The 12,077-nt window shown below is 69.9% G+C and carries 10 protein-coding genes; 6 read left to right on the top strand and 4 right to left on the bottom strand.

Annotated elements, in window-relative coordinates; all coding sequences use genetic code 11:
• Nucleotides 1-1,146: 1,146 nt before the first annotated feature.
• From ACEZHJ_RS00170 to gloB, 4 genes are all read right to left on the bottom strand, one after another.
• Nucleotides 1,147-1,641 (bottom strand): transposase, encoded by a 495-nt coding sequence (locus ACEZHJ_RS00170; RefSeq protein WP_259199757.1) that lies wholly within the window; start codon nucleotides 1,639-1,641, stop codon nucleotides 1,147-1,149.
• A gap of 569 nt (nucleotides 1,642-2,210) precedes the next feature.
• Entirely contained in the window at nucleotides 2,211-2,552 is a 342-nt protein-coding gene (locus ACEZHJ_RS00165) for a hypothetical protein (protein ID WP_018718439.1), read from the bottom strand.
• Between the two features lie 779 nt (nucleotides 2,553-3,331).
• Entirely contained in the window at nucleotides 3,332-5,122 is a 1,791-nt protein-coding gene (locus tag ACEZHJ_RS00160; protein WP_375036096.1) for a LysM peptidoglycan-binding domain-containing protein, read from the bottom strand.
• Between the two features lie 35 nt (nucleotides 5,123-5,157).
• A complete protein-coding gene (gloB, locus tag ACEZHJ_RS00155) occupies nucleotides 5,158-5,934 on the bottom strand; it encodes a hydroxyacylglutathione hydrolase (RefSeq protein ID WP_018718437.1) in 777 nt (258 codons plus the stop codon).
• 106 nt (nucleotides 5,935-6,040) lie between these two features.
• Here gloB and ACEZHJ_RS00150 point away from each other — a divergent pair, with 106 nt between their 5' ends.
• The 6 genes from ACEZHJ_RS00150 to ACEZHJ_RS00125 all read left to right on the top strand — a co-directional run bounded on the left by ACEZHJ_RS00150 (nucleotide 6,041) and on the right by ACEZHJ_RS00125 (nucleotide 11,288).
• On the top strand, nucleotides 6,041-6,805 hold the full coding sequence (locus ACEZHJ_RS00150; protein ID WP_018718436.1) for a class I SAM-dependent methyltransferase: 765 nt from the start codon (nucleotides 6,041-6,043) through the stop codon (nucleotides 6,803-6,805).
• On the top strand, nucleotides 6,802-7,245 hold the full coding sequence (rnhA, locus tag ACEZHJ_RS00145; protein ID WP_018718435.1) for a ribonuclease HI: 444 nt from the start codon (nucleotides 6,802-6,804) through the stop codon (nucleotides 7,243-7,245). The genes ACEZHJ_RS00150 and rnhA overlap by 4 nt, the downstream gene beginning before the upstream one ends.
• A gap of 780 nt (nucleotides 7,246-8,025) precedes the next feature.
• Nucleotides 8,026-8,769, top strand: a complete 744-nt coding sequence (gene dnaQ, locus ACEZHJ_RS00140; RefSeq protein WP_018718434.1) for a DNA polymerase III subunit epsilon — start codon at nucleotides 8,026-8,028, stop codon at nucleotides 8,767-8,769.
• Nucleotides 8,766-9,386, top strand: a complete 621-nt coding sequence (locus tag ACEZHJ_RS00135; RefSeq protein WP_375036095.1) for an HAD family hydrolase — start codon at nucleotides 8,766-8,768, stop codon at nucleotides 9,384-9,386. The genes dnaQ and ACEZHJ_RS00135 overlap by 4 nt, the downstream gene beginning before the upstream one ends.
• 120 nt (nucleotides 9,387-9,506) lie before the next feature.
• Nucleotides 9,507-10,505: a DUF523 and DUF1722 domain-containing protein gene (locus ACEZHJ_RS00130; RefSeq protein ID WP_205599906.1), complete on the top strand. Its 999-nt coding sequence runs from the start codon at nucleotides 9,507-9,509 to the stop codon at nucleotides 10,503-10,505.
• Between the two features lie 12 nt (nucleotides 10,506-10,517).
• Complete coding sequence (locus tag ACEZHJ_RS00125; RefSeq protein ID WP_375036094.1) at nucleotides 10,518-11,288, top strand: competence/damage-inducible protein A; 771 nt, start codon at nucleotides 10,518-10,520, stop codon at nucleotides 11,286-11,288.
• The last annotated feature ends 789 nt before the right edge of the window (nucleotides 11,289-12,077 follow it).

Below are 12,077 nucleotides of genomic sequence, written 5' to 3'. Positions count from 1 at the left end.
CGGCACCAGAATGTTGGCTGCCAGGAGCAGCCAACCTACCCGACCGAACAGGGCCGGAACCGGTCCCGCGGCGCGTTCCGGTAGGTCGGCTGCTCAATGGCAGCCGGCGTTTTCGCCCCGGTGTAGCGGCACCGGGATGTTGGCTGCCAGGAGCAGCCAACCTACCCGACCGAACAGGGCCGGAACCGGTCCCCCGGCGCGCTCCGGTAGGTCGGCTGCTCAAGGCAGCCGGCGTTTTCGCCCCGGTGTAGCGGCACCGGGATGTTGGCTGCCAGGAGCAGCCAACCTACGCGACCGAACAGGGCCGGAACTGGTCCCGCGGCGCGTTCCGGTAGGTCGGCTGCTCAATGGCAGCCGGCGTTTTCGCCCCGGGGTAGCGGCACCGGGATGTTGGCCGCCAGGAGCAGCCAACCTACCCGACCGCACAGGGCCGGAACCGGTCCCGCGGCGCGCTCCGGTAGGTCGGATGATCAAGGCAGCCGGCGTTTTCGCCCCGGTGTCGCGGCACCGGGATGTTGGCTGCCAGGAGCAGCCAACCTACCCGACCGAACAGGGCCGGAACCGGTCCCCCGGCGCGCTCCGGTAGGTCGGCTGCGCAAGGCAGCCGGCGGTTTAGCCCCGGTGTAGCGGCACCGGGCTGTTTGCTGCCAGGAGCAGCCAACCTACGCGACCGAACAGGGCCGGAACTGGTCCCGCGGCGCGTTCCGGTCGGTCGGCTGCTCAATGGCAGCCGGCGTTTTCGCCCCGGTGTAGCGGCACCGGGATGGTGGCTGCCAGGCGCAGCCAACCTCCCCGACCGAACAGGGCCGGAACCGGTCCCCCGGCGCGCGCCGGTAGGTCGGCTGCACCAGGCAGCCGGCGTTTTCGCCCCGGTGTAGCGGCACCGGGATGTTGGCTGCCAGGAGCAGCCAACCTACCCGACCGAACAGGGCCGGAACCGGTCCCGCGGCGCGCTCCGGTAGGTCGGCTGCTCCCGGCAGCCGACGTTTTCGCCCCGGTGTAGCGGCACCGGGATGTTGGCTGCCAGGAGCAGCCAACCTACCCGACCGAACAGGGCCGGAACCGATCCCGCGGCGCGCTCCGGTAGGTCGGCTGCTCAATGGCAGCCGACATCTTCGCCGACGCGCATACGCGGCCGACTTTTCGCTATTCCCGGCCAACCCTGTCGGGGGTGTCCGGCGGCGCGGTACCCCACTCCGCCGCATAGACCCCGGCCCGCACGAACCTGTGGAAGCTGCTCCAGGCCCATTCCCCCGGAGCCGTTACAAGCCCGTGTTTTACCGGGTTGTAATGGATGTAATCCAGGTGATGACGGAAATCGACGTCATTCCGCACCCGGTGCTCCCAAAAACGGGGCTGCCAGATTCGCTTGTCGCCGGCCCGCGTGGAGACATAGCGCTTGATCAGCCGCCACCGTCCGGAGAAGTCCGGGTCGCCGCGTGGCAGGGACCACATGCAATGCAGGTGATCGGGCAGCAGGACGATTGCCTCGGTTCGGAACGGGCGATACCCGGCAACGGCGCGAATCGCTGCCCCGAGTAATCGCCGTAGCCTGTCGTCACGAAAAAGCGGTTGCCGGTACCGCGTCACCACCGTGAAGAAATAGCATCCACCCGGTAGGTGTGCACGCCGGTATTCCATGGTCTCGTCCTCCCTGACGAGCGTGATCCTGTCATCGTCCAGGGAGCGTACCGCGCCCGGTCGGCGATTGGGAATGTAACAAGGAAGGCGTAGGTTGTCGGACGGGATGTCGGCTGCCATTGAGCAGCCGACATCCCGGTGATCGGTTACCCCGTCGGGCCGACGCGCAGCTTGGGGCACTGGCTGGGCCGGAGGTATTCGCCCTGCTCGATGGCGTTCCAGGCCGGTAGGTCGTACACGGCCGTGGGCCGCGTGCGACGTCTTCAATGACCGAACCGGAATATCGCACGCCTGCGGCGCGCGACCTGCACGAGTTCCGCCGCCACTGCCGCAGTGCATGCGGGCCGGGGTGGCGTTCCGTGTGCCGGGCAGCTCCGGTAGGTTGGCTGCCTCCTGGCAGCCAACGTCCCGATGCCGACGCACCCAGGCGGCGATGTCGGCTGCCGGGAGCAGCCGACCTACTCGAAAGGGTTTGACCGGTTCGCCGGCCGTATCCCGGTACGTCGGACAGGACTGTGGCCTGGCGCGCCGCAGGCGTACGACAGTCCGGAACTGATCCTGGCGGAGGCTCACTCCTCCTCGTCGAGAGGTCGTGGTTTGGTGCGCTCGAGGGTGTCCTCACTGAAGCGGGCCAGCTCCTCGTCCGTCCACAGGCCCATATTGCGCATGATGGCGATCTGCATCAGCGCCTTCGACCGGGCAAACCTATCGAACGCAGCGGACATGTCTTTGTTGATCTCCCGGAGACGACCGTACACGGCGGCGTAACGCTGGTGATTGGTCCTTTCGTCATCGGCGCCCGTGCACAGGGTGGCAATCTCGTCGAGGGCACGATGGCAGAAACGATCCAGCGCCTTTTCGTAGAGATCACGGAAAACCTTCCAGTCTCGTTCCGGGATACCGGCATGCATAGGCGATCACCCTCGCTAACGGCGATGATTTCGACGCCAAACCGGTAGGCGTCAAATCGGCTTCCAGGAAAATTCCCATTATTATACGGTAGGTTAAACGCCCCGGACAGTTACCAACCGATGCCCCAGGCGGCCTACCCGCGCGCCGCACGGGCCATACCGGCAACGACCGCCGTGCAGCGTGCCCCTCGAGCCGTGGTCTCCCATGAGGTCATTATTGCGCGAGACAGGGAGCCCCCCGGGCCTTCTCGGCGCTCATGCGCAAGTGCCGGCGGCCTTTGCGCAGCGTCCCGCAACGGCCCCGCCTGGAAAGCACGTCACCGAGCAACGGCAGAACCGGCCTCCGTGTCCGCCTCTAGTAGGTTGGCTGCTCCTGGCAGCCAACGTCCCGATGCTCACGCACCCAGGCGGGGATATCGGCTGCCGGGAGCAGCCGACCTACCAGGGATGGCCTACCGCGTCGGGTCGACCCGCAGCTTGAGGCGCTGGCCGGGCTGGAGGTATTCGCCTTGCTCGATGACGTTCCAGGCCGGTAGGTCGTGCACGGCCGCGGGCCGTGTGCGACGTCTTCAGTGACCGAGCCGGAATGTCGCACGCCTGCTGCGCACGAACTACGGGCGTTCCCGCCGGCCACTGCCGCCGTGCATGCCGGCCGGGGGCGGCGTTCCGTGTGCCGGGCAGCTCCGGTAGGTTGACTGCTCCTGGCAGCCAACGTCCCGATGCCGACGCACCCAGGCGGCGATGTCCGCTGCCGGGAGCAGCCGACCTACCGGTGATCGCTATCTCGTCGGGTCGACGCGGAGCTTGAGGCGCTGGCCGGGCTGGAGGTATTCGCCCTGATCGAGGGCGTTCCAGCGCCGGAGGTCCGCCACGCGGACGTTGAACGCCTGCGCGATGCGGTAGAGGGAATCGCCCTTGCGCACGGTGTAGACCACGCGCTGCTCGTGATTGCCCGAGCCGCTGCGATCGCTACCGCCGCTGCCAGTGTTGCGGCGTACGACCAGCGTCTGCCCCGGATGCAGGGTGGCGTTGGCGCCGAGGTCGTTCCAGGCGGTGAGCTCGTCCACGGTGACGTCGTAGCGTCGCGCGATGGTCCAGAGGCTGTCGCCGGACTGGACGGTGTGGCGCACCGGTGGTGTCTTGGCGACCTTGCTGCCGCGGCCGACGACAAGGGTCTCGCCGGGCTGGAGCGTGGCATTCGAGGGGAGGTCGTTCCAGGCGGTGAGGTCATCCACGCTTACGTCATAGCGTCGCGCGATGGCCCACAGGCTGTCGCCGGGCTGAACCTCGTGGCGCATCGGCGGGTTGCCCCCGCCGCCGGTCTGGCGGGCGAGGCGGCCGCTGTCCTCCGGCCGGCCGGCCACAGGAACCACCAGCTCCTGGCCGACACGGATGAGGTTGCCATTGAGGTCGTTGACGTCGCGGAGCACCGAGACGTCGGTGTGATACTTGCTCGCGATCTCGCCGAGGGTGTCGCCACGGGCAACCCGGTGACGGCGCCAGCGCATGCGCTCTGACGGGGCGGTCGCCGCCAGACCCTCGCGGAAACGCTCGGCGCGGTCGGCGGGGACCACGAGGCGGTGCGGTCCGTCCGGCGGCGTGGCCCAGCGGTTATAGCCCGGGTTGAGGCGGTAGAGCGTCTCGGTGGAGATCCCCGCAAGGTCCGCGGCAAGGGCGAGGTCGATCTGGCCGTCCACCGTCACGACCGCCACCTGTGGTCGGTCGGCCATCTCCGGCAGGCTCACGTTATGTGCCGCGGGATGACGGACAACGTCACGCACGGCGAGCAGCCGGGGCACATAGGCCTCGGTCTGTGCGGGCAGATCCAGGTGCCAGAAATCGGTGGGCTCGCCGCGGCGCTCGTTGCGTCGTACGGCCCGCTGCACCGTGCCCTCGCCGGCATTGTATGCAGCGATGGCGAGCAGCCAGTCGCCGTCGAAGAATTCGTTGAGGTAGGCGAAGTAGTCCAGGGCTGCCTTGGTGGCGGCGACCGTGTCGCGGCGGCCGTCGTACCACCAGTCCCGACGCAGACCGAAATGCTTGGCCGTGCCGGGCACGAACTGCCACAGCCCCGCGGCGTGGCCGTGGGAATAGGCGAACGGCTTGTAGGCGCTCTCCACCACCGGAATCAGCGCCAGCTCCATGGGCAGGCCGCGCTGGCGGATGCGCTCGACGATGTAGGGGAGGTACGGCCGGGAGCGCTCGGCCACCCGCGCGAGGTACTGCGGGTCGCCGGTGTAGTGATCGATCTGCTCGGCAATGGCCGGGGATTCCGGCTCCGGCAGGCGGAAGCCGTCGCGCAGTGTCCGCCAGATGCCGTCCGGGCCCTTGTCCCTGGAGGGCGTGCGGTCCTGGGACTTATCCGCGCCGTTATTCCCCGGCTCGCCGAATACGCTGGCCGGTGACCTGTCGCGTAGCAGCGCGTCCGCCGCCGCCAGGGACGAGGCCGTCTCCGCTGTCCCGCCAGCGGTGTTGCCCTCGGCGCTGTTGCTGCCGGTGGGTGCCACACTACAGGCGCTGAGGGTCAGGCACGTGAGCAAAGGCAGCACGGCGCGTGATCGCACGGTCATTCTCCTTGATTGGATATCCATCGCCCCGCGGTCTTTCAGAATGCGTCCTTCCAGGCGCGCACGGCGGCGAAGACCGCCACCCCGTCGGCAAGGGCGTGGCCGGCGCGGGTCGCGGCGCGCTTGCGCACCGTCGGTGCGTCGGTGCGCAGAAACGGGTTGGTGGCCAGCTCCTCGGCAATGGTCGAGGGCAGAGTGATCCGGTCGTGGGCGCGCGCCTCGCGCACCGCGGTCAGCCGCTGCAGCAGCCCGGTGTTGTCCGGCTCCACCTCGGCGGCGAAGGTGAGATTCGCCTGGGTGTACTCGTGGGCGCAGTAGACCCGTGTCTCGCCGGGCAGCGCGGTGAAGCGCGCCAGCGAGGCGTGCATCTGCTCCGGCGTGCCCTCGAACAGCCGGCCGCAGCCGCCGGCGAACAGCGTGTCCCCACAGAAGAGCATGCCGTCGCCGTAATAGGCGATGTGACCGGCCGTGTGGCCGGGGCAGGCGATGACCTCGAAGGTGATGCCGAAGCCGGGCAGCGTGACAGCGTCGCCATCCGCCAGCGCGACGGTGCGCCCGGGGATGCGCTCGTCCGCCGGCCCCCACACCGGGATGTCAGCCCCGGCGGCCGCGACCAGCTCGCGGACACCGCCGGTGTGATCCGGATGGTGGTGGGTGATGAGGATCCCCGCCAGGGTGAGCCCGCGCTCGTCGAGCGCGCGGCGCACCGGGGCGGCATCGCCCGGGTCCACCACCACGGCGCGGTCGTCGCCGGCGCGGGTGAGGGCCCAGATATAATTGTCCGAGAATGCGGATATGGCGAATACGTCGGTCATGACGCGCGAGGATAACCCGGCCCTGTTGGACGCGCCAAACCGCGCGTGACCGCCACCCGGGGCCGCGTTATGCTCCACACGCAGAACACCGAGAGGGAGGTGGGCCATGGCCGACGCCCTGCATGGCTGGTTCAGAACGCCGCTGGGCCGTGCGCTCGTGGAGGCCGAGTGCCGGCTGCTGAGCCGCCGGCTGGCCGCGCTGCACTGCCGCAGTGTCGTGCAGATCGGCGCATTCGGCCGTGGCCAGCGCCCGGCGCTGTTTGGCGACACCCGCCACTGGCTGGTGGACCGCTGGCCCCGTGGCCCGGTGGACGTGGTCGCGGAGCCGGAGCTGCTACCCTTGGAGAGTGCGAGCGTGGACGCCGTACTCGTGATCCACCAGCTCGAGTTCAGTGAGGATCCGCACCAGCTCCTGCGCGAGGTCGAGCGCGTGCTCGCACCGGAGGGGCACGTCCTGGTACTGGGCTTCAATCCGTTCAGCCTCTGGGGCGTGCGCCGTGTGCTGGCCGGTGTGCGCGGCAGCCGGGCGCCGTGGACGGGACACTACTTCGGGCGCTCGCGCGTGAACGACTGGCTGCGGCTGCTCGGGCTGACCGTGCAGCGCCGCGAGGGCCTGTTCTGCCGCCCGCCGCTGCGCCACACGCGCAGCCTGGAGTGGCTTGCGCCCATGGAGCGGCTCGGGCCACGCTATGCGCGCATTGCCGGCGGGGTAAACCTGACGGTGGCGCAGAAACACGTGGCCGGGATGACGCCGCTGGAGCCGGCGATGCGTCCGCGGCTCCAAGTCATCCGCGGCGGCCTCGCCGGGGCATCGCGCGTGCGGCCCGGCAACAGCGCCGCCCGCGACGCCCGCGGAGGCCCACAGGGGTGAATCGAGTCGAGATCTTTACCGACGGCGCGTGCCGGGGCAATCCGGGGCCCGGCGGCTGGGGCGCGGTGCTGCGCTACGGCGAACACGAGCGCGAGCTCTGGGGCGGCGAGCCCGAGACCACCAACAACCGCATGGAGCTCACCGCCGCCATCGAGGCCCTGGCGAGCCTCAAGCGCCGCTGTGAGGTGGACCTCACCACCGATTCGCAGTACGTCCGCCAGGGCATCACCGAGTGGATGCCCGGCTGGAAGCGCCGCGGCTGGCGCACCAGCGCGCGCAAACCGGTGAAGAACGCCGACCTCTGGCAGCGCCTTGACGAGCTCGCCTCGCAGCACACCGTGCACTGGCACTGGGTGCGCGGGCACACGGGTCACGACGGCAACGAACGTGCCGACGCCCTTGCCAATCGCGGCATCGACGAGCTGCAGGCGCGGGCCTGAGCGCGCGCCGCCCCGTCGGGCGGGCATGTCTCGCACACGACCGGCCGTTCCACGGGGCCGTAGGTCGGCTGCTCGCAGGCAGCCGACGTTGCTCGCGGCGGGTGCGGGCCGTGGATGTTGGCTGCCAGGAGCAGCCAACCTGCGGAAACTGTTGGGATGTCGCACACGGCCTTCGGCCGTGCACGACCTACCCGTTCCGGGAGGCCGTAGCTGGACTGTAGGTCGGCTGCTCGAAGGCAGCCGACGTTGCCCGCGGCGGGTGCCGGCCGCGGATGTTGGCTGCCAGGAGCAGCCAACCTGCGGAAACTGTTGGGACGTCGCACACGGCCTTCGGCCGTGCACGACCTACCCGTTCCGGGAGGCCGTAGCTGGGCTGTAGGTCGGCTGCTCGAAGGCAGTCGACGTTGCCCGCGGCGGGTGCCGGCCGTGGGTGTTGGCTGCCAGGAGCAGCCAACCTGCGGAAACTGTTGGGACGTCGTGCACGACCTACCCGTTCCGGGAGGCCGTAGCTGGACTGTAGGTCGGCTGCTCGAAGGCAGCCGACGTTGCCCGCGGCGGGCGCCGGCCGTGGGTGTTGGCTGCCAGGAGCAGCCAACCTGCGGAAACTGCCCGCTCCGGGCCCCTCGCCCTTTACGGTAGAGGGAGCGGCAATTGCCGGGCGGACCGGGGTCGGACGCTGCCTGGAGGTCCGGTCACGGTGTGGGGCAGCCCGGCCGGGCGCGGTAAGATTAATCTGTGGCGCGTCCCGCCGCGCCGGACGTTGGAGATACCGAGGGATTCATGCGCCAGATCATCCTCGACACCGAGACCACCGGCCTGGAGACGGCCGAGGGCCATCGCATCATCGAGATCGGCTGCTACGAGTTGAACTACCGCCGGCCCACCGGCCGGACCTTTCACTACTACCTCAACCCGGATCGTGAGGTGGACGCCGGTGCGCAGGAAGTGCACGGCATCACCAACGAGTTCCTCGCGGACAAACCGCGCTTCGAGGACGTCGCGCAGGCGTTCATCGAGTTCATCCGGGACTCGCAGCTCGTCATCCACAACGCGCCGTTCGACGTGGGTTTCATCGACTACGAGCTTTCCCGGCTCGGCGAGGCGTGGGGCCGAACGGCGGACTATGCCGATGTGCTGGACACCCTGGTGATGGCGCGGGACATGCACCCGGGCCAGCGCAACTCCCTGGACGCCCTGTGCAAGCGCTACGACATCGACAACAGCGGCCGCGAGCTCCACGGGGCGCTGCTCGACGCGCAGATCCTCGCCGAGGTCTACCTCGCCATGACCGGCGGTCAGACGGCGCTGTCGCTGGCCCGCCAGGGCAGTGAGGGCGAGGGCGGCGAGGATTATGAGCGGATCCGCCGCCTGCCTGCGGATCGGCCCCGGCTCGCTGTCGTCCAGCCCGACGCGGACGAGCTGGCCCGCCACGAGGCGTGGCTGGAGCGCCTGGACGGCGCCGCGGGTGGCGAGTGCCTGTGGCGGCACATGGAGGCCGAACCGGTGGCGGAGGAGGGTGAATGAGCCTGCAACTCGCCGCGCCGGTCACCGCGGTCACCTTCGACCTCGACTACACCCTCTGGGACCTCGCCGGGGTGATCGAGCACGCCGAGGAGGTCGCGTATGCCTACCTGGATGCCAACTACCCGGCGGTGACCGCCGCGCTCTCGCCGGAGGCCGTCCTCGCGCTGCGCAGCGAGGTCGTGGCGGACCGCCCGGAGATCGCCCACGACGTCTCCGCGATGCGCCGGGAGGCATTCCGGCGTGCCGGGACACGGGCTGGGTACAGTGCCGCGGAGGTGGAGACGCTGGTGGAGGACACCTTCCACGTGTTCGTCGATGCCCGCCACGACATAGTGCTCTTTGACGACGCAGTCCCGGTGCTGGAGTGGCTGCGTGCCCGCGGTGTGCGCCTGGGTGCGCTCACCAACGGCAACGCGGACATCCGCCGCCTGCGCATGGACGGTTATTTCGACTTCGCCCTGGCGGCGGTGGACGTCGGCGCGGCCAAGCCCTCGCACCTGGTCTTCGAGGCCGCGCGGGGCCACGCCGGCGTGTCCATGGGCGAGATCGTGCACGTGGGTGACGATCCGCACAGCGATGTCATTGGTGCGGCGGCGGCGGGCATGCAGCCCGTCTAGCTTAATCGCGACGGCGGGGCGTGGCCGGCGGAGGCGCCGGCGCAGCCGCCGTGCGTCGAGATGGATTCCCTGTGGGCGCTGAGGGACGCCCTCGCGCCGCTGATCGAGTGAGGCGCAGTGATGAGCACGGCCAGCACTGCCCAGGCGACCAGCACCTCGCCCCCGGATACCGAGGCCGCCCCGATCCGGGTCGGCGTGAGCGCCTGCCTGCTCGGTGAGCAGGTGCGCTTCGACTCCGGGCACAAGCGCGACCGCTTCGTCGCCGACGTCCTCGCGGACTACTTCGAGCTCATCCCGGTCTGCCCGGAGGTGGCCATCGGGCTGGGAACCCCGCGGCCGCCGATCCGCCTCGTGGGGGATCCCGACTCGCCCCGGGCCGTGGGCACGCGGGATGCCGGCAAGGACGTCACGACCGACCTCGCCGACTACGGCCGCACCATGGCGCGGCGGCTCGAGGGCATTAGCGGCTACATCCTCAAGAGCAAGTCGCCGAGCTGTGGCATGGAGCGGGTCAAGGTCTACACCGACACCGGCCATCCCGCCGGCAGCGGCACCGGCATCTACGCCGCCGAGATCATGCGTGCCAACCCCATGCTCCCGGTGGAGGAGGAGGGCCGGCTCAATGACCCGGTACTGCGCGAGAACTTCATCGGCCGGCTGTACGCCTATCACCGCTGGCAGTGCCTGATGGCGGAGGGCATTACCCCCGAGGCGCTGGTGGACTTCCACACCCGTCACAAGCTCATCCTCATGTCCCACAGCCCCGAGCGCCTGCGCGAGCTCGGGCGGCTCGTGGCGCGGGCGGGCAGCGAACCGGTGGAGCCGCTGGCCGAGGCCTACGGCGAGGCGTTCATGGCGACGCTGCACCATCGTGCCACGCGCCGCCGGCACACCAACGTGCTCCAGCACCTCATGGGCTACCTCAAGGACCACCTCGATGGCGACGACAAGGCCGAGCTGCTGGAGCTGATCGAGGACTACCGCATCGGCCGGGTGCCGCTGATCGTGCCCGTCACCCTGATCAAGCACCACTTCCGCCGGCATCCGGAGCCGTACATCGACCGCCAGCTCTACCTGCACTGGCAGCCTGCCGGGCTGTCGCTGTGGAATCACATCTGAGGGACAGCGCCCATGAGTGCACGCCGTTTCGGACTCATCGTCATCGGTGACGAACTGCTCTCCGGCAAGCGCCGCGACAAGCACTTCCCCAAGCTCGTGGAGCTGCTCGGCGCGCGTGGCCTGGAGCTGGAGTGGGTGCGCTTCATCAGTGACGACGCCGCGCTCATCGAGCAGACGCTGCGCGAGACGCTGGCGGGCGGCGACATCGTGTTTAGCTGCGGCGGCATCGGCGCCACCCCGGACGACCGCACCCGCGCGTGCGCCGCGGCCGCCCTGGGTGTGCCGCTGGAGCGCCACCCCGACGGCGTCGCCGAGCTGGAGGCGCGCTTCGGCGGGCCCGTCACCCCGGACCAGCGCCTGCGCCTGGTGGAGTTCCCGCAGGGCGCGGCCATCATCCCGAACCCGGTGAACCGCGTGCCGGGGTTCTCCATCCGCGAGCACTACTTCGTCCCGGGCTTCCCCAACATGGCCTGGCCCATGATGGAGTGGGTGCTCGACCACCACTATGCGCACCTCCATGCCCCCGGCAGCCGCACCGAGCAGGCCATCAGCGTGGACGGCGCCCGGGAGAGCGACGTCATCCCGCTCATGGAGCGCTTCGTCAGCGCCCACCCCGACCTCAAGCTCTCCTGCCTGCCCAGCACCGAGCCCCAGGGGTACCGCCTGGAGCTCGGCCTGCGCGGGCCCACTGAGGCCGTCACCCCCGGGATGGAAGAGCTACGCGCCGAGGTCGAACGCCTCGGCTTCCCGTGGACGCCGGTGGAGATCGTCCCGGAGCAGTAGGCCGTGTGCGACGTTCCCGCGGGGGCGGTCCGGGATGCCGCACGCCCGGGGGGGCGCGACCGGCGTCCAACGAAACCCCCTCTGTTTCGCTCCGGGGGTGCCCGATGGCCGGATCCACGCGCGGTGGCGGGCCGGGACGTCGGCTGCCAGGAGCCGCCGACCTACGGGAGTTGCGGGGTTACCGGGTCTGCTGGCGGGAACCCTTTGCGGAACGCCCGTGGGGTAGACCGGTGTTGTAGGTTGGCTGCTCCTGGCAGCCAACATCCCGCGCCTGCGGTGCCGGCAGCGTCGACTGCCTTGCGCGGCCGACCTGATAACCCCGATGTGCACGCGTTCCCCCAGCGCCTGCGCAGGTGAGGCAACGCCGGCATGGCCGCCCTGGGGCGGCCATGCGCGAGCCCGCCTCCATCTGCTTCGGCGTCATCAGGGACCAGACACCCTATATCCCGCAAATCGCTTGATCGGCGAGAACGGTATCTACGGCTCCCTCGGTGACGTTTGGTCAACGGCTTTCGTCTGTTTACGGCTGCAGGCCGTGTGCGGCATCCCGGGGGCGGCCGGACCTCGTACGCTGTCGTGCCGCCTCCGGTGGGGGGGGGGGGCGGCGCGGGGGCGCCTAACCCCGCCCCAACAGCGGCGGGGGGGGGGGGGGGGGCGCCGCGCCGGGGGTGGTGTTGGTTTCGGTGGTGTGCCGGTCGCCGCCCTACCGCGCAGGGGTTTTTTTGGGGGGGGGTTTGGGGCGCCCCCCAGCCCCCCCCCCCCCACCGGAGGCGGCACGACAGCGTACGA

Source organism: Arhodomonas sp. KWT2 (genome assembly GCF_041949875.1).
Classification (GTDB): Bacteria; Pseudomonadota; Gammaproteobacteria; order Nitrococcales; family Nitrococcaceae; genus Arhodomonas; species Arhodomonas aquaeolei.
This window is presented reverse-complemented; position numbering and strand designations above follow the sequence as displayed.